Source organism: Sphingomonas turrisvirgatae, from assembly GCF_001721295.1.
In the GTDB taxonomy this organism is placed as follows: domain Bacteria; phylum Pseudomonadota; class Alphaproteobacteria; order Sphingomonadales; family Sphingomonadaceae; genus Sphingomonas; species Sphingomonas turrisvirgatae.
The window spans coordinates 24,192-41,578 of sequence record NZ_MDDS01000011.1 but is presented as its reverse complement, the minus strand read 5'-3'; the positions used below and the strand labels follow the sequence as shown (position 1 = coordinate 41,578).

At 64.1% G+C, this 17,387-nt stretch carries 13 protein-coding genes; 6 read left to right on the top strand and 7 right to left on the bottom strand.

Going from position 1 to position 17,387, the window contains the following annotated elements:
• The first annotated feature begins 119 nt into the window (after window positions 1–119).
• Entirely contained in the window at window positions 120–1,028 is a 909-nt protein-coding gene (locus BFL28_RS04740; protein WP_079246934.1) for a sigma-70 family RNA polymerase sigma factor, read from the top strand.
• Between the two features lie 194 nt (window positions 1,029–1,222).
• On the opposite strand, the gene BFL28_RS21055 is transcribed toward BFL28_RS04740, so the two are convergent.
• The 6 genes from BFL28_RS21055 to BFL28_RS04715 form a co-directional block, all read right to left on the bottom strand.
• Window positions 1,223–1,351: an Arm DNA-binding domain-containing protein gene (locus BFL28_RS21055; RefSeq protein WP_131818596.1), complete on the bottom strand. Its 129-nt coding sequence runs from the start codon at window positions 1,349–1,351 to the stop codon at window positions 1,223–1,225.
• Window positions 1,352–1,983: 632 nt separating this feature from the next.
• Window positions 1,984–3,417, bottom strand: coding sequence for a sulfatase-like hydrolase/transferase (locus BFL28_RS04735; protein ID WP_079246933.1), 1,434 nt, complete (start codon window positions 3,415–3,417; stop codon window positions 1,984–1,986).
• A complete protein-coding gene (locus tag BFL28_RS04730) occupies window positions 3,414–5,306 on the bottom strand; it encodes a family 43 glycosylhydrolase (RefSeq protein ID WP_069319458.1) in 1,893 nt (630 codons plus the stop codon). Before BFL28_RS04730 ends, BFL28_RS04735 begins: the two co-directional genes overlap by 4 nt.
• 5 nt (window positions 5,307–5,311) lie before the next feature.
• Entirely contained in the window at window positions 5,312–6,433 is a 1,122-nt protein-coding gene (locus BFL28_RS04725) for a hypothetical protein (RefSeq protein WP_079246932.1), read from the bottom strand.
• 23 nt (window positions 6,434–6,456) lie between these two features.
• Window positions 6,457–8,058, bottom strand: a complete 1,602-nt coding sequence (locus BFL28_RS04720) for a sulfatase (protein ID WP_241527216.1) — start codon at window positions 8,056–8,058, stop codon at window positions 6,457–6,459.
• Between the two features lie 77 nt (window positions 8,059–8,135).
• Window positions 8,136–9,701 (bottom strand): sulfatase family protein, encoded by a 1,566-nt coding sequence (locus BFL28_RS04715; protein ID WP_069319457.1) that lies wholly within the window; start codon window positions 9,699–9,701, stop codon window positions 8,136–8,138.
• A gap of 87 nt (window positions 9,702–9,788) precedes the next feature.
• Between BFL28_RS04715 and BFL28_RS04710 the strand changes: the two genes are divergently transcribed.
• The 5 genes from BFL28_RS04710 to BFL28_RS04695 all read left to right on the top strand — a co-directional run bounded on the left by BFL28_RS04710 (window position 9,789) and on the right by BFL28_RS04695 (window position 15,948).
• Window positions 9,789–10,841, top strand: coding sequence for a glycoside hydrolase family 43 protein (locus tag BFL28_RS04710; RefSeq protein WP_173655679.1), 1,053 nt, complete (start codon window positions 9,789–9,791; stop codon window positions 10,839–10,841).
• A 92-nt stretch (window positions 10,842–10,933) separates the two neighbouring features.
• Window positions 10,934–13,675: a TonB-dependent receptor gene (locus BFL28_RS04705; RefSeq protein WP_069319456.1), complete on the top strand. Its 2,742-nt coding sequence runs from the start codon at window positions 10,934–10,936 to the stop codon at window positions 13,673–13,675.
• A 32-nt stretch (window positions 13,676–13,707) separates the two neighbouring features.
• Window positions 13,708–14,841: an endo-1,4-beta-xylanase gene (locus BFL28_RS04700; RefSeq protein ID WP_069319455.1), complete on the top strand. Its 1,134-nt coding sequence runs from the start codon at window positions 13,708–13,710 to the stop codon at window positions 14,839–14,841.
• On the top strand, window positions 14,825–14,980 hold the full coding sequence (locus BFL28_RS21050) for a hypothetical protein (protein ID WP_173655677.1): 156 nt from the start codon (window positions 14,825–14,827) through the stop codon (window positions 14,978–14,980). The genes BFL28_RS04700 and BFL28_RS21050 overlap by 17 nt, the downstream gene beginning before the upstream one ends.
• A gap of 68 nt (window positions 14,981–15,048) precedes the next feature.
• Entirely contained in the window at window positions 15,049–15,948 is a 900-nt protein-coding gene (locus BFL28_RS04695) for a formylglycine-generating enzyme family protein (RefSeq protein WP_069319454.1), read from the top strand.
• A gap of 6 nt (window positions 15,949–15,954) precedes the next feature.
• Here BFL28_RS04695 and BFL28_RS04690 read toward each other — a convergent pair whose 3' ends face one another.
• A complete protein-coding gene (locus BFL28_RS04690; protein ID WP_069319453.1) occupies window positions 15,955–17,385 on the bottom strand; it encodes a sulfatase family protein in 1,431 nt (476 codons plus the stop codon).
• Window positions 17,386–17,387 lie beyond the last annotated feature (2 nt).

Genomic DNA, 17,387 nt, shown 5'->3' with positions numbered 1-17,387 from the left:
GACGAGGCGGGCTGCCGCGATGTGACACGCCGTCCGAAATTTTCGCATCCCCGCCGATCATGTCACACTGCGCCCGGCTGGCTCGTCAGATCAGGATGAAACAACGGGAGCGACGCGCGATGACGAGTGTCCATGGCGTAGAGACGTCCGGAGCGACGCTAAGCCCCGCGTCGCGCCTGGCGGATTTCCAGAACGAACGTAAGCGACTTGTACGCTTGGGATATCGGATGCTCGGTTCGTTCAGCGAGGCCGAGGATGTGCTGCAGGATGCGTGGCTCAGATGGGAGCAGGTCGATGATGGGATCGATTCCCCAGCCGCTTCCCTGCCGCGCATCGTCCCCCGCCTATGCCTTGACCGCCTCAAATCCGCTCGCTCGCGCCGCGAGACCTATATCGGACCGTGGCTGCCTGATCCATTGGTGGGTTCGGTAGACCCGGAGGAGGCCATAGCGGACGATATCACGGTCACGCTGATGCTTGCCATGGAACGCCTGTCGCCACTGGAACGTGCGGCATTTCTGCTCCACGACGTTTTCGAAATGGCCTTGAGCGATGTCGCGGTGACGCTCAGCCGCGAACCGGCGGCGGTACGCCAACTGGCTTCGCGCGCGCGGAGGCATGTCCAGGACGCTCGGCCGCGCTTCAGCGTGGGGGCAGCCGAAGCGGACCGGATCACGCAGGCGTTTTTCGTTGCGGCGCGCGATGGCGATACTTCTTCGCTCGCCTCGCTCCTTGCTCATGAGGTCGAGATTCATTCTGACGGCGGCGGCAAGGTCTTGGCTTTCCGCAACGTCATTCACGGCGTCGATCGCGCGCTTCGACTGTTCGCAGGACTGCGGCGCAAGAACGCCCCGACCGCCCAACTGCTGCGCACTGCGCAGATCGATGGTCTGCCTGGCTACATCAGCATCGACCGCGGCATCGTGCAGACCACCGCGCTTGATATACGCGGCGGCAAGATCGCGTCGATCTACATCGTTCGCAATCCTGACAAGTTGAGGCATCTGGCAAGCGACATGATCGGGTAGATCGAGGAATCAGAGCTCCGCCGCTGAACCAGTGGCAATCGTGATTGCCTTCCGGCCGTCTTTTTCCATTAACTGGAGATACCCTCGGCGATCACGGAGAATTAGTTGCGGGCGCTCTCAGCCTCGGCATCTGCCGGGCGCGGTTCGCTTCTGACGGGTCAATGCCATGAGTGATCTGTGACCGGGCTTCGTCCCTACGCCGTCGCGCTTCCTTTGATCGGAATTTCAAGATAGCTGTCAAAAGCTAGCTTCTTCTCCTTGCCGTTGAACCGGTACTTGAACCGCCAAAGCCGGCTTCCGCTGGGCGTGAGCAGCAGAATCAAGCCCTTCTCTTCGCTTACTTTACGGCCTTGGGGCCGGACTTCAGAGCTTTGATAGCCAAGTCGGACAGCGGCACGTTTAGGCGGCTTTCCCAGGGGACTTAGCCGAGGCCCCCGGAAAAGGCCCCCAAGGGGCTCCGAATTTGGGCGAATTGAGGCGAACGGACCCGGTCAGCTCGACGCTCGTTTTTGGCGGCTTTGTGGGAAGGCAACCCGTCGCGACCATTCGCGAACGGGTAAATGGTGCCAGAAGAGGACTAGAAGTTTCTGCACAAGCGACTGACATATATATACAATTTGGCCGAAAATGCGGGATAAGCCCCAGAACGGCCCCCAAAAGTCAGCATCTAGGATGGTTAGAGTGTTGATTTGCCATATTTTTGTTCGCGTCTGTCCGCTTCGGTCCGGCTACGGCCGCCTTACCTTACGCCGTTGCGCACGTAAACTTGCCCCTCGTCTAACCACGACCCTCTTCCCTGACTTCAGGCAGGTTAGTTGTACTAGGGCAAGAGGCCTTGAGTTCGACTGGTTTTGGGCCGAAGAAAGACCGGCGGCTTTGGAGCTACAGACCGCAAAACCGGACTGAAACATAGCCGCAATCGCGAGCGTCTCTCACAATGTGTCAGAGGCCGGGATCAGTTGGCGGCAGTCGGGCGGGGCGGCAGCCGACCGATCCACGCCGACAGTTTCGCCTTGAGACGCTCGGCCGCTTGCGGCGCGGTGGCCGTGCGATCGTGCTTCTCCTCCGGATCGCGCGCGATATCATAGAGTTCGACCGCCGACCCATCGGCATCCATCAACAGCTTCCACGGCCCGGACCGAATCGAATAATGCGGGCCGAACGCACGTTCGGCGGCGGGGCGGGCGATATGGGTGTAGAGGTCGGGGCGCATGGTCAGCACCCGGCCACGCCACGCCGCACTGACGTCGATCCCGTCCATACCGACGGGACGGGCGGCGCCGGCGATGCTGGCGAGGGTCGGATAAAGGTCGACCGCCTGCACCAGACTGCGCATGTCGCGGCTGCCCGGTCGCACCTGTCCGGGCCAGCGGATGATCAGCGGCTGACGGATGCCGCCTTCGTACAGACTCGCCTTGCGTCCGCGATAGGGACCCGCCGATCCGGGCGTATCGGCCCCAATGGTCGGACCATTGTCCGACGTGAACACGATCAGCGTGTCGTCCAGCTCGCCGGCGGCGCGCAGCCCGGCGACCAGCCGTCCGATTTCGGCGTCCATCGCGACCAGCACCGCCAGGAACTTGTCCTCCCGCGCGTCGCGGCCCTTGCCCTTCACCGCAGCGGCCTGCGCGTCATCGGGCTGCCAAGGCGTGTGGACATCGTCCAGCCACAGCTGGGCGAACCATGGCGCCGCCCGCTTGCGGCCTACGAAGTCGAGCACGCGATCGACATAACGTCCGGTGGTCTGCGCGCGCGGTAGCCAGTCGATCGGCCCCTGTCCCAGCGCTGCGCTCTGCTGTGCCAAATTATTCGCGATATCGCTGGGCAGGACGCGCGGCCCCAGCCCCTCGAACTGAACGTAGCTTTCGTCGAAGCCATAGGCAGTTGGCAGCGGCGCATCGCCAACGTCCCGGCCGCCGCCCAAATGCCATTTGCCGATATGCGCGGTGGCATAGCCCGCCTGCTTCAGCGACCGCGCGAGGTTGGGTAGTTTTGGATCGAGCCAGTCGGCCTGCCCGAACTCGCGGTTGCGCTTGCGGTCGGCGATGAAGGTGACGAAGCGGTTTCGCGCCGGAAACTGTCCGGTCAGGAACCCGGCGCGCGATGGCGAGCAGATCGGCGCGGCGTCGTAGAATTGCGTCATCAACATGCCGTCGCGGGCAAGCGCATCGATGTTAGGCGTCGCTACAAGCCGGTTGCCGGTGATCGACAGGTCGCCATAGCCCATGTCGTCGACCAGGATGAACAGAATGTTGGGCTGGCGCGCCGCCTGCTTAGCCGCGGCTCCAACCGGGGCGGGCAAGGCGCTCGACGGTGCACCGGTGACGGCGAGCAGCCCCGCCGCGCCGATACCGAACGCGCGATGCCAGCGGAGATACCCCCAGCTCATTTCGCGATCCGCGGCACGCCGATCGATGCGGGGTCGCCGATGTCGATCGGCACCAGCCCGAACTGCATCCGCCACGGCGCGGTCGGGTCGTTGCCGAACATCGTGTACCAGTAGCGGCCTTCCTTGTCCCTGAACGCCGTGCCGTGCCCGCCATGCGGCGCGCCCATGCGGCGCTGGCTGTACGGGCCGAACAATGTCTTCGCTGTGCCGTACATCATGTCGTACGTACCGTGAGTACGCAGTGGACCATGCCACTCCGCACCCGTCAGAAAGTAGACGCCGTTGACCTTGATCAACCCGTTGCCTTCGTACCCGACATGATCGCCATCTGCATCGACCAATGTTCGCACTGGCCCATCGAACCCGTCGCGCTTCGCGTTCAGTTTCCCGATGCTGCCGCCGCCCCACAGGAAATAGAGGCCGTCGTCATCCTCGAAGGGAAAGCCGTCGATACCCTTCACGAAATAGCTTTTGGTGACATTCTCATACGGCCCGTCCGCCTTGCCGCTGGTCGACCGGTACAGCCAGGTCTTGCCGCCGACCCCGCGCTCCATCACCGAGAAAGCGAGATAATAGGTTTTGTCGCGCGCCGACCACATGATTTCGGGTGCCCAGAGTTCGGCGATATTCCCGCCGAAATCATAGCCCAACCCTTCCCATTTCCAGACGAAGCCAACCTCGTCCCATTTCTCCAGATCGGCCGAACGCCACAGTTTCACCCCGCCTTCGGGCCGGTGATAGCCATAGCCGTCGAGCGTACCGACGAGATAGTAGAAGCCGTCCCCGCCCAAGGTGACGGAAGGGTCGCGCATCGATTCCGTGGTCACCAGCGGCTTGCGCGCCGCGACCGCGCTGTCCTCGGTGATCACCGATGCCGCCTGGCGCAGCCGCCCGTCGGGCGCGCGTTCGAGCGGGGCGAGGCCGACCTGCTCGCAGAACAAGGCAAAGCCATCGTCGCAGCGCGGGTTGTACACCGCTGCGAGCTTGCCGTCGTCGGTGCGCACCAGCGACCCGCGCCCGGCATGCGGCACGGCGAGCGCGCGCATCGTGAAGGGGCCATAGGGGGTGGGGGCGTCGGCGACGAACAGATCCTCGGTCGCGGTGCGCATCCGCCCCGTCGTCTCGCTCGCGGCGAGGACGTATTTGTCGCCGTCACGCGCCATCGTCGCGCCGCGCGTGCCGATGCGGGTGCGCACCGGCCAGTCCTTGCCGACCGGCGGGTGCTTGGCGAACAATTTCTGGTCGGGCTTGAGCAGGCGCGGAGTTTCAGCGAGCTTCTGGAACCCGGGAGCGAGCCGCGCGATCATGCCGCCGCCCCAGATCAGATAGCCCTTGCCGTCAGTGTCGACGAACAGCGACACGTCGCTCGCATCCTCGACCAGACAGGGCGAGGCGGCGAAGGCACCGCTCGGTGCCGCCGCCTTGCCGGTCGCAATGCGCGCGCACCCGGTCTTGTCGGCAAAGGCGAGGTAGAGCGCGTCGCCCGCCACCGTCACCGACGGCGCGAGGTAACGTTCGGACGCATCGCCGACCGCGATCCCGCTGCCCGAAATCTTCGCCGGACCCACGCGCGTCCATTTTTTCGCGTCGGTCGAGGTCCACAGTTCGACCCCGTGACGCGGACCGCTGCGCAGCGTGGTACCGGTCAGCGCCCAGCCCCCGCCGGGCAGCCGCGCCATCGATGCGTCCCCGATCGGGCGTTCGGCGAAGATCGCAGTGACCGGCTTCGCGTCCGCAGCGGGCATCACCGTCGCATTGCGATCCATCGACGGATGGTCGGCAAAGATATCGTCGGCCACCGCCTTTTTGAGCGGCTGGACCTGAGCGCAGACCGGCGTCGCGGCCAGGGTTGCCAACGCGATGCCGGCGAGCAGGGCAGGGTGTTTCATCGCTCTCAATTCTGCTGCAACGCCCGGAAATCGTCGATCCAGGCATAGTTGGGCTGGGACGTGCCATCGGCATTCTTGCGGATCGTCGCCGGGGCGAACACGCTGTTGATCAGCCAGGGTGTCTTTTTGGGACCCCATTCGGCCTTCATCGAGCTGCCCTGCTTGAAGCCATAGGTGGCGACGGCGAGGCGACCGGTGTCGCGGAACATCTTCATCTGGTTGCGCAGATAATGTTTCCGCCCCTCGAACCACGGGCTCATCTTGAGGAAATCGTCCCATTGCGCCTTGGGGAAGGGCGTTTCCAGCGCGGCCTGCACGATCTGCCAGTTCTGCGCGGTGCGCGGCGCGCCATATTTGTCGGCAAAGGCCGGCGCGACCGGCTTTTCCATATTCTCCTGCCACCACCAGATCAGCGAGAATTCGGTGACGATGAAGGTCTGCTCCGGGCGCATCCGCGGCAGGATATAGTCGAGGAAAATCTTCGACTTCTCGATACCGTTGATGTGCGGATGGATGCTGACCCCGTCCAATTCCGGCGTCGCCTTGACGAACGCCATCCAGCGCTCGGTCGTGGCATTGCGCCATTCCGGGTTGGGCAGCTGGTTCAGCGCCCCCATATACAGCCGAGTCGGGCACGCTGTTGCGCAATGCTGCTTGCGATAGTCGATGACGCGCTTTGCCAGCCCTTCGTAAAAGGCGTTGAAGTTGGGGTTCCAGTCCTGCTGGCGACTTTCGATGAAGGGCTCGTTGCCGATCATGAGAATATCGACCTTGCCCATCACCAGCGGCAGCACCGCATCGGTGCGCGCGATCTGGCGCTGATATTCCTCCCCGCCAGCCTTGGGGAAGGGCATGCGATTATAGTGATATTTGAAGGTCAGGATCGTCTTGTATCCCTTCGCCTTGGCCTCAAGGATCGTCTTCACCGCGCCATGTTCGACCGTGGGCTTGCTGTCGAGCTGACGCATGGGCAGGAAGATGCGAACCCATTTCGCGCCGGCCTGGTCCAGCTCGCGATAGTCCACATCCTCATAATGCTCGTTGTAATTGGCGCCGAGCGCGCCCTGCGCCAGCGCCGGGCCGGACAGGGTGATCAATGCGGCGGCGGCCGCGAATATCAGTCGCATGGGTCTCTCCCCTTTGGTTGTGTCTAGTCGCGCGCTGCTGCGTCGCGCTGGGCCTTGAGGTTCACCGACGCCGGCTTGGGCTGGGCGTCGAGCATCGCGTCGAGCTTCGCGCGCAGCTTGGGCTGGGCATCGGCGATGTTCTTCGTCTCGCCCGGGTCGGCGGTCATGTCGTACAGTTCATAGACGCGCTGCCCGCTCGCTTCCTGCGTCCAGCGGATCAGGCGATAACGGTCCGTGCGGATCGCCTGGCCGATGCGACCGGGACGGTTGAAGGCGTGATAGGCATAGGGGCGGATCTGCCTCCCCGGATCGCGCAGCACCGGGGTGAGGTCGGCGCCATCGATCGGCTGCGTCCCCGGTGCGAGCTTCACGCCGGCAAGCTGCGCCAGCGTCGGGTAGATATCCACCGTCTCGGCGAGCTGGCGCGGCGCGCTGCCCGCCTTGCCGGTGCCCGGCCCCGCGAAGATGATCGGCAGGTGGACCGCCTGTTCGTAATTGGTGTGCTTGGTCCAGATGCCGTGGTCGCCAAGGTGATAGCCATGGTCGCCCCACAGCACGACGATCGTATCCTCGGCCAGCCCCTCGCGCTCCAGCGCATCCAGCACCTTGCCGATCTGCGCGTCGACATAGCTGACCCCGGCATAATAGCCGTGGATCAGCTTGCGCTTGAGCGCGTCGGAGAATCGCTTGCCCGGAACCTGACCTTCCGGGACGGGGGTGTAGGCGGCAATCTCGCCCCCCATCTTGCCCGCGAAAGCAGGTGCGCCGTCGGGAAGCTGCTCGAACTCGGGCATCGGCAGCCTGGCCGGATCGTACATCTCCCAGTATTTTTTGGGGACGGAAAAGGGAAGATGCGGGCGGGCAAAGCCAACCGCGAGGAAGAAGGGCTGCTGGCCGGTCTTCAGCTCCGCCAGCCGCTTGGACGCGCGCATCGCGATGCGACCATCGGCATAAGCGTCGTCGGCGACATCGGGGTCTTCCCACGCCGCACCACGTGCCAGCGTCGCGGCAAATTTGAAGACATCCGCCTCCTCGGGGACGGTGATCTCGTTGAACAGCGCCTCTTCGCGCGTCGATTTACCTGCATTGGCGGGGTCGACATATTCGATGACGTGGTCCTTGACCGCCGGGGCCGACCAGCTTTGCGGATCACCGGTCGTGCCATGACCGATATGGAACACCTTGCCATAGCTTTCGGCGCGATAGCCCGCACGCATGAACGCCTGCGGCAGGGTCACCGCGTCGGGCATGTAATCGCGCAGATTCTGCCCGAAATTATAGATGCCGGTGGAGGTCGAGCGGCGACCGGTCATCAGGTTGATCCGGCTCGGCGCGCACACCGCCTGATTGGCATAGGCGCGCTCGAACCGCGTGCCGCGCGCCGCCAGTCGGTCGATATTGGGGCTGATCGCATGCGCGTCGCCGAACGAACGCAGGCTGGGCTTTAGGTCGTCAACCAGAATGAGCAGAACATTGGGGCGCTTGGCTGCGACCGCCTGTCGAGCCGGGGCGGGCACGGAAGCACCGGTTGTGGCGGTCTGCGCGCCACCAGCCATCGCGGGTGCCGCCATCAGCATCACGACCCGGCTGGCCCATCCCCACACGCGCATTTCGACCCCTCTCATCCTATTTCCTATAAATCATATAATTCATCGCGGTGAAGGCAAGCACTGATTGCCCTGCGCTGCGACGAACCGTCGAGTCAGGGGCGGGTGCGTCCGCTTCGCTCGATCCGGTCGAGCATCGCCGCCTTCTGCGCAACACGCTTCGGGTCCTTCGCGGCAAGGTCGTCGCGCTCGCCGGGATCGCTGGCGAGATTGTAGAGCTGGTGCCGGGGCAGGGTGCCGATCTGGTTGCCGTGGAACTCGTGCGGTTCGACGCTGGCGCGGATGAACTTCCAGTCGCCATGACGCAGCGCCAGGATGCGCGCGCCGCTGCTGGCGACGGTGGTGCCGGTGGTGACCATCAGCTTGGTATCCTGCACGACATGGTCGCGCCCATGGTCGCTGCGTCCGAGCAAAACAGGGAGCAAGTCGAGGCTGTCGACCGCCTGATCGCGTGGCAGCTTCTCTCCGACCAGTCCGGCAATCGACGCGATGAGGTCGACATGGCTGACCATCGCCTGCGATACATGCCCGGCGCGCGCGTTGCCCGGCCAGATCACGATCATCGGTACGCGCGTGCCGCCTTCAAAGATGCTGTATTTGCCGCTGCGAAAGCGGCCCGACATGCGATGCGCGCCGTTCAGCGACACCGCACGGTCCTCATATCCGTCGAACAGGATCGGGCCATTGTCGCTGCTGAAGATGATCATCGTGTCGTCGGCGATACCCAGCGCCTCAAGCTTGCTGACCAGCTCGCCCACCGTCCAGTCGAGCTGGATGATGGTGTCCCCGCGCGGCCCCCGACCGGACTTGCCGACGAAGCGTGTGTGCGGAGCGCGCGGCACGTGCGGTTCGTTCATCGCGAAATAGAGGAAAAAGGGATTGTCCTTGCGCGCGGTAATGAAGTCGACCGCCTTGCCGAGCAGGACATCGGTCAGCTCCTCGTCGACCCAGCGCGCCGCCTTGCCGCCGGCCATGTAACCGATACGGCTGATGCCGTTGTGGATCGTGTTCGAATGTTCCGGATCGCCGCGAAACTTGAGCAGTCCGGGATTGTCGAAGCCGGTCGGCTCGTCGCCGATCTTCGCCTTGTAATCGACCCGGATCGGATCAGCGGGGTCGAGCCCGACGACGCGGCGATTCTCGATCAGCACGGTCGGCACGCGATCGAGCGTCGCGGGCATGTAGAAGCCGTAGTCGAAGCCGATATCGAGCGGGCCGGGGGCAATCTCGCCATTCCAATCGACCTTGCCGTCGCCCAGGCCGAGATGCCATTTGCCCACGACGCCTGTGGCATAGCCCGCGCGCTTCAGCATCGATGGCAGAGTGAAGCGCCCGGGTCGGATGATCGCCGGCGCATCGCCGGGCAGGATTTGCGTGCCCGATGCGCGCCACGGATAGTCGCCGGTCAGCAGGGCATAGCGCGACGGGGTGCAGGTGGCGGAGGTCGCGTAGCCCGATTCGAACCGGACGCCCCGCGCGGCGAGCGCATCGAGGTTCGGGGTGCGGAAGCGCGTCGCGCCGTAGCAGCTGAGGTCGCCGATGCCGAGATCGTCGGCATAGATGACGATGATATTGGGCTTGCGCCGGGCGCTGGCGGCGAAGGAACGGGGTGCTGCCAGCATCGCGGTCCCCGCCGTCAACAGCCCACGCCGGGTCAGCATCCGCTCCACAATCGCTCCGTGTCTAATCTTGGCATCTTGTTATATGATATTTATCGGATTTAAAAGAGGCGGTGACTGGAGGGGAAGATGGCGCATAAACTGGTAAGGGGTGCGACGCACGGCGTGGCTCTGATGGCGTCCCTTGCGGTCGCGGGGTGCGCGGTAACCGCAGGGCCATATCCGCATCGGGCGCAATCCGATGCGTCCTTCACCAATCCCATTCTCCCGTCTGGTCCCGATCCGTGGGTGACCGCCCATGACGGTGTCTATTATTATACGCATACGCTGGGCCGGCGGATCGCATTGTGGCGGACGCGCGACATCGCCGATCTTGCCAATGCCGAGCAAAAGACGATCTGGACGCCACCCACCACCGGCCGCAACGCGCACTCGATCTGGGCGCCCGAACTGCATCGCCTCAACGGCAGATGGTACATCTATTACACCGCGACCGAATCGGGGTTCCGGGACGACCGGCATCGCGGCGTGTTCGTGCTGGAGAATGCCTCCGCCGATCCGATGCAGGGGGAGTGGGTCGATCGCGGGCGGGTCAATACCGCGCGTCCCGGGATCGATGGCACCGTCTTTCAGGATCACGGCACGATTTGGTTCGCCTATTCACCCTATCTCTCCACCGGCAGCGGGATCGCGATTTCCCGTCTCGCCAATCCATGGACGATCGCCGGCGAGGAGGTGGTGATCGCCGAGCCGGATAAGGTGTGGGAGGATCGCGGGGGGCGCCGCATTCTAGAAGGGCCTGAGTTCCTCAAAGGACCCGATGGTCGCATCTTCATGAGCTATTCGGCGGGTGCCTGCTGGTCCGACGATTATGCATTGGGGTTGCTTGAGCTACGCAAGGGGGCCAATCCGCTGGCCCGCGCCAATTGGACCAAGCATTCCGACCCGGTGCTGAAGAGCGCCAATGGCGTGTTCGCGACCGGACATAACGGCTTCTTCACCTCGCCCGACGGGCGCGAGCAATGGATCATCTATCACGCCAATTCCGGGGCCGGCATGGGCTGCACCCAGCGTCGCGCGCCGCATATCTCGCGCATCGATTGGCGCGACGGCGTGCCGGTATTCGCACCGCCTGCCGGTGCCGGCGAGGCGTTGCGCAAGCCCGGCAGCCGTGTGCCGTGATCGGCCAGAAATTTTAATTCGCCTATTGATATGATAATTAGGACGCAATAGGACGGGATAAAGGTCATAAAATGGTTCAAGGGGGAGGTTACGTGATCAACCGCAATTTCCGCATGCTGATCGGAACGGCATCGGTGCTGGCACTGGCAGTGCCGGCCATGGCACGCGCGCAGGACGAACAGGCCGCTGCGGCGCCGGGCGCTGAGCCCGACGAGATCATCGTCTCGGCAATTCGCCAGAGCCTTGAGACCGCGCAGGCGCTCAAGCAGGAATCGGACGAAATCGTGGATTCGGTCGTCGCCGAGGATATCGGCCGCCTTCCGGACGTCACCGCCTCCGAATCGCTGGCGCGCATCACCGGCGTGCAGGTGGAGCGCAATGGCGGCACGGCTCAGGCGGTGCGCGTGCGCGGTCTTCCCGACCTGTCGACCACCTATAACGGGCGTGAGGTTTTCACGGCCGAGGGGCGCTATGTCCAGCTGCAGGACTTCCCGTCCAACTCGGTCGCGCGGATCGATGTGTACAAGGCGGCAAGCGCCAATCTGCTCGAACCGGGCCTTGCCGGCCTGATCGATGTGCGGTCGCGCAAGCCGCTCGACTTCAAGGGCAGCCGCGTCGTCGGATCGGTGACCGGGCTGCACTGGCACCAGTCGCAAAAGACTGGTGTCGAGGCGAACCTGCTGCTCAGCACGCGTTGGTCGACCGGGATCGGCGACATGGGCTTCCTGATCGAGGGATCCTATGCCGACATCAAGTTCCAGGATTCGGCCCGCAATGTCAGCCAGACGATCCTCAACCGCACCAATGTGCCCGGCTATGTCGGCACTGCGCTGCGCTATCCCTCGTTCGTCAACATCGATTACACCACCGCCGATCGCTGGCGGCCAAACGCGGCTGCGGCATTTCAGTGGCGGCCCAGTCCCGACCTCGAAATCTATCTCGACGGGCTGTATCAGGGGTATCGCTCCAACGGTGGCGGGCGCAATTTCCAGGTCAATTCGGGCGATGCTGCGGTGCTCAGCAACATCGTGCTGTTCCCCGGCACCAACCTGATCAAGAGCATGGATGCGTCGGCCGGCGGCCAGGTCGTCGGCGGTCAGGTGGCGAACAACCAGTGGACCGACACCTATCAGGGCGGTGCCGGCTTCATCTGGAAGAACGGGCCGATGCGGATCACAGGCGATGTCGCCTATACCGACTCGACCTTCACCAACCATAATTACGTCTTCAACTTCACCAGCCAGACCCAGCCGGTTCGCCATTTCGATTTCGACACCGACCAAGGCGTCGGTGGCGGCACGGTGACGCTGATCAACTATGACCAGTTCAATCCGGCGCTGTTCCGCTGGACCCAGATCAACGAAACCGGCAACCGCGGCCACGGTGACGCACTTCAGGCCCGTCTTGACCTCGATTACCGCGTCGAGCGCTGGGGCATCACCAACCTTCAGGCCGGGATCCGCTTTGCAGACCGCAATGCCGACAATTACACCTACACCCGTGTCGGCACCGCCCCGGCGGGGCGTCTGTTCTCGCTGCTGCCGCTGTCCTACGAGAGCGCCAATCCTGGCTTCCGCGGCGACGATGTCGATTCGCTCCGCAGGTTCCTTGTCCCGACGCGCGAAAGCATCGCGGAGAATGTCGATGTGCTGCGTAACCTGGCGGGCCAACCCTCCGGCCGCCCATCGTTCGGCGACCCGAACTATGTAAGCAATGAAAAGACCTACACGGCCTATGTTCAGGCACGCTACGATTTCGATATTGGGGTGCCAATTGACGGTCTGATCGGTCTGCGTGCGACCCGGACCGAGGATACGATCAACGGCTTCGCCCGTTCGACGACGGGTACCGGCGCGGGTGCCGTCACCACGGTCACGCCGATCACCCGGTTCAGCCGCTATGACGATTATCTCCCCAATGTCAGCGCGCGTATCCGGTTCGATCCGAACCTCCAGCTGCGCCTTGCCTTCACGATGACGCGCACGCGCCCGGGCTTCGGGCAGCTCAACCCGTCGCTGACGATCAATTCGCCGCCGCCGATCTGCACGGTCGATCCGACGGTGCCGGACAGCGGGCCGAATAATCCGGATTGCATCCGCACCGCGTCGGGCGGCAATCCCGATCTGAAGCCGATCGAGTCCACCAATTTTGATGCGTCGCTCGAATATTATTTCACGCGCAGCGGATCGATCACGGTTGGCGTATTCCGCAAGGAGCTGCAGGGCTTCGTCAACAATTTCACCACCGATATCGCGGATGCCGAGTTCGGGCGCCTGCGGATCAACCGCCCCGAAAATGGCGGTGCGGGCCGGATCAACGGCGTCGAGGCTGCTGCGCGCACCTTCTTCCGTGCGCCCTGGCTGCCCGACTGGATGTCGAACTTCGGCGCGCTGGTGAACTACACCTATGTCGACGGCACTTCGGAGCTGGCGCCGGGGCTGGCTGCGACGCTGCCGGGTCAGCAGCGCATCGCGGGCCTGTCAAAGCATGTCGCGAATGTATCGGGCTTCTACGAGAACCGCTGGGTCTCGACGCGGCTGTCGTACAATTACCGCTCGGACTTCGTGGTCAGCTACGGTCAGGTCGCCGATCCGGCATTGGGGGCCGGCGTACTCGGTCCGGCGCTGCCGATCATCGAACGCGGGCGCGGTACGCTCGATTTCGCGGCGACGCTGAGCCCGATCGAGAATATCACGCTGACCTTCAATGCCACCAACCTGTTGGGTGCGGCGGTCAGCAACTCGCGCCAGTTCAACGCGCTCGGCCAGTCCTATGACTGGCAGACGCGCTTCCTCGAGAGCGTCTACCGCGTGGGCGTCCGCTTCCGCTTCTGATCCTCTGTCGCTTCAAATTCAGGACCTGAAAGATGAAACACCTGCTGATGATCGCCGCCGCCGGGTTCGCGATGACTGCCGCGTTGCCCGCCGACGCGCGCGACATGTGGACCAAGGAGCAGGCCAACGCCTGGTACGCCAATCAGCCCTGGATGGTCGGCGCCAATTACAATAACCGCAGCGCGATCAATCAGTTTGAGATGTGGCAGGCGGCGACCTTCAATCCGAAGGAGATCGACGAGGAACTGGGCTGGGCGTCGGCGATGGGCATGAACATCATGCGCGTCTATCTCCACAACATGCTGTGGGAGGAGGACGCCAAGGGTCTCAAGCAGCGGATGGAAACGTTCCTGCAGATCGCGGACAAACACAAGATCCGCATCATGTTCGTGCTGTTCGACAGCTGCTGGGACCCGAACCCCGTCTCCGGGCCCCAGCGGCCGCCGATCCCCGGCGTCCACAATTCCGGATGGATGCAGGCGCCGGGCGCGGCGCGGCTGGCGGACAAGAGCCGTTATGGCGAGCTTGAGGCCTATGTGAAGGATGTCGTCGGCCATTTCGCCAACGACAAGCGGATCGCGGTCTGGGACGTGTGGAACGAGCCCAATAACGAGGGCGGCGGTGGCGGGTCATACAAGCCCACGCCGCAGAAGAAGCAGCTGGTCGCAGGCCTGCTCGGACCGGTATTCGAATGGGCGCGCAGCGCAAATCCTTCGCAGCCGCTGACCAGCGGGCTGTGGATCGGCCAGAATTGGGATCAGGCCGACAAGCTCGATGCGGTCGAGAAGATTCAGGTCGCCCAGTCGGACGTGATGAGTTTCCACGATTACAGCTGGCCGGAAACGTTTGAGAAGCGTGCCAAGCAGATGTTGAGCTATGGCCGCCCCGTTCTCGCGACCGAATATATGGCGCGCGGCAACGGATCGACCTTCGACGGATCGCTCCCGCTGGGCAAGAAGTACAAGATCGCGATGATCAACTGGGGCTTTGTCGACGGTAAGTCGCAGACGCGGATGCCGTGGGACAGCTGGAAACGGCCGTACACGCATGAGGAGCCGACGATCTGGTTCCACGAAGTGCTGCGCGCGAACGGCAAGCCCTATCGCCAGGCCGAGGTTGATCTGATCAAGCGGCTGACAACCGAGGCGAATGGCCCGCGTCGCTGACGGTCGCGTGCCGGGGCCCGGCGTCCCACGCGCCTGTGCTCCGGCAGCGGCGCGGTTGCGCGTCGCTGCGACCGAGGCACGGGAACAGCGGCGGTTCGAAGCGATTTGCGCGCGCGAGCTGATGGGCGATATCTGCTGAACGTCCCGCCGTTTCCGGAGTCGTCTGTGCCCGTTTCACCGTCCAGTACCCCCGACCGGCACCGCGACATGATCCATATCGCCGGTGGCATTTTTCGGATGGGGTCGGAAGCCTTCTACCCAGAAGAAGCGCCGCACCGCATGGTGCGCGTCGGCGGCTTCCGGATCGACCCGACCCCGGTGACCAATGCCCAGTTCGCGGCATTCGTCAATGCGACCGGCTATCGCACCTTTGCCGAGCTGCCGCCCGACCCGAAGCTCTATCCCGGCCTAGATCCGGCATTGGCGGTGGCGGGATCGGCGGTGTTTCAGCGCACCGCGACGCCGGTGCCGCTCGACGATTACAGCCAGTGGTGGGCGTTCGTCCCCGGGGCGGACTGGCGGCATCCGGCGGGACCGGAGAGCGCCGCGCACCCCGATCATCCGGTGGTCCAGATCGCGTACAAGGATGCCGAAGCGTATGCCAAATGGGCGGGCAAGGCGCTGCCGACCGAAGCCGAATGGGAATTTGCCGCGCGTGGCGGGCTGGACGGCGCCGAATATGCCTGGGGCAACGAGCTGTCCCCCGGCGGCGCGGTGCTCGCAAATTTCTGGCAGGGGCAGTTCCCGTTCGAAACGACAAGATCGGACGGCCGGTTCCGCACCACGCCCGTCGGCAGCTATCCACCCAATGGTTATGGCCTGTTCGACATCATCGGCAATGTCTGGGAATGGACGCGCGACTGGTATGGCGCGCCGACGGGCCAACCGGGCAAGGCATGCTGTGCGATCGACAACCCGCGCGGTGCGCAGTTGCGCGAAAGCTTCGAGCCGGGCGATCCTATGCGGACCGGGCGCAAGGTGATGAAGGGCGGGTCGCATCTTTGCGCCCCCAATTACTGCCAGCGCTATCGCCCCGCCGCGCGGCACGCGCAGGCGATCGACAGCCCGACCAGCCATATCGGCTTTCGCTGCATTGTCCGGGATTGAGGGCGCTCAGTCTTCCGGGCGTCCGTCGATCGGACCGCGCTCGAAATGCGGTTTCCCCCTGACCGGATGATCGTCGCCCTGGTCGCGCCGCCAGTCGGCGAGCTTGGCGCGCAGCTTGACCATCACTTTCTGATGGCGCGGATCGGCAGCGAGGTTGCGGGTCTCGTCTGGGTCAGTCGTCAGGTCGTACAGTTCCTCGGGGGGGCGGGTGTAATAGGCATCGACGATCGCTTTTGCGCGGGCGTCGCCCTCCGCCGCACGCCGCCACGACGGGAAATAGGCACCCGATCCCAATCGCCCCGCCCATTGATCGATATGCGTTGTGAACAGCGTCTCGGGTCGCAGATTGACGATATATTTCCAGCGCGCGGTGCGCACGCTACGCATCGGGAAGACATTGATGCTGACGTCGTTATTGTGGGTCGTGAATATTTCCGGGCGGCCCTTGAACCGGTTTTGGGAACGCAGCGCGGCGGCGAAGGAGCGACCGTCGAGTTCTGCGGACGGCTTGCCTCCCGCGACCTCGACCAGGGTCGGCAGGATATCGACCCAGCTGACCATCGCCTGCGTTTGGCTGCCCGGCTTTACCTGCCCGGGCCAGCGTACGATCAGCGGCGTGCGCGTACCGGTGTCGTAGAGGTTCCACTTGCCGAACGGCCATTGCGCGCCGTGGTCGGAGGAGAACAGCACAAGGCTGTCCTTGCCCAATGTCGCGTCGACCGCCGTCAGCGTCTCGCCCAGTTCCTTGTCCATCCGCGCGACAGCGGCGTGGTAACGGGCGCGAGCCTCGCGGGTCTGGGGCGTGTCGATCGACTTGGGCGGCAGCTTGATCGCCGCCGGGTCGAACCCCTCGCTGCTCTCCGGCCAGGGAACGTGCGGCCAGTTGCTGCCGACAAAGATCGCCAGCGGCCGCTTGTCGGTGCGCGCCTTCAGCCAGCTGATCGCGGCGGGGACACCGTCATGGTCGTGGAAGGTGTCGTGCGCGAAATGGTCGAAGCCATAATCCTTGGTGTGCTTGTAATGCGCTACCTTGCCGAACGCGACGACCTGATAGCCCTGCGCCTGAAGGTAAGCGGGCAGCTTGCGCAGATCATCGCGCGCCTTGTCATGGTTCGCCTCGGCCCCGTTGCGGGCAGGCATCAGACCGGTGAGCATCGCCGCGCGGCTCGGTGCGCAGGCCGGGGAAGCGACGAACGCCTGATCGAAGCTCAGCCCATCCGCCGCGAGTTTAGCGAGGTTGGGCGTGCGCGCGTCGCGGTCACCGCCAGGCGTGGTGTCGCGATAGCCGAGATCGTCGGCGAGAAAGACGACGATGTTTGGCTGTGGTTTCGTCGCGGGAGCACGCCGCCCGGGCGCGGTGTCGCGAGCCAGTGCGGGCGGCGTGACGATAAGTGCGACGCCAAGGGCGAGTACGATTCGGCGCGTGAAACGGGTCATGG

Coding starts and splice junctions, on each gene's coding strand:
- BFL28_RS04700 (WP_069319455.1), top strand. CDS start 13,708: ATGAAACACCTGCTGATGATCGCCGCCGCCGGGTTCGCGATGACTGCC.
- BFL28_RS04730 (WP_069319458.1), bottom strand. CDS start 5,306: ATGAAACACCCTGCCCTGCTCGCCGGCATCGCGTTGGCAACCCTGGCC.
- BFL28_RS04715 (WP_069319457.1), bottom strand. CDS start 9,701: ATGCTGACCCGGCGTGGGCTGTTGACGGCGGGGACCGCGATGCTGGCA.
- BFL28_RS04695 (WP_069319454.1), top strand. CDS start 15,049: ATGATCCATATCGCCGGTGGCATTTTTCGGATGGGGTCGGAAGCCTTC.
- BFL28_RS04725 (WP_079246932.1), bottom strand. CDS start 6,433: ATGCGACTGATATTCGCGGCCGCCGCCGCATTGATCACCCTGTCCGGC.
- BFL28_RS04740 (WP_079246934.1), top strand. CDS start 120: ATGACGAGTGTCCATGGCGTAGAGACGTCCGGAGCGACGCTAAGCCCC.
- BFL28_RS04735 (WP_079246933.1), bottom strand. CDS start 3,417: ATGAGCTGGGGGTATCTCCGCTGGCATCGCGCGTTCGGTATCGGCGCG.
- BFL28_RS04710 (WP_173655679.1), top strand. CDS start 9,789: ATGGCGCATAAACTGGTAAGGGGTGCGACGCACGGCGTGGCTCTGATG.
- BFL28_RS04720 (WP_241527216.1), bottom strand. CDS start 8,058: ATGAGAGGGGTCGAAATGCGCGTGTGGGGATGGGCCAGCCGGGTCGTG.
- BFL28_RS21050 (WP_173655677.1), top strand. CDS start 14,825: ATGGCCCGCGTCGCTGACGGTCGCGTGCCGGGGCCCGGCGTCCCACGC.
- BFL28_RS04690 (WP_069319453.1), bottom strand. CDS start 17,385: ATGACCCGTTTCACGCGCCGAATCGTACTCGCCCTTGGCGTCGCACTT.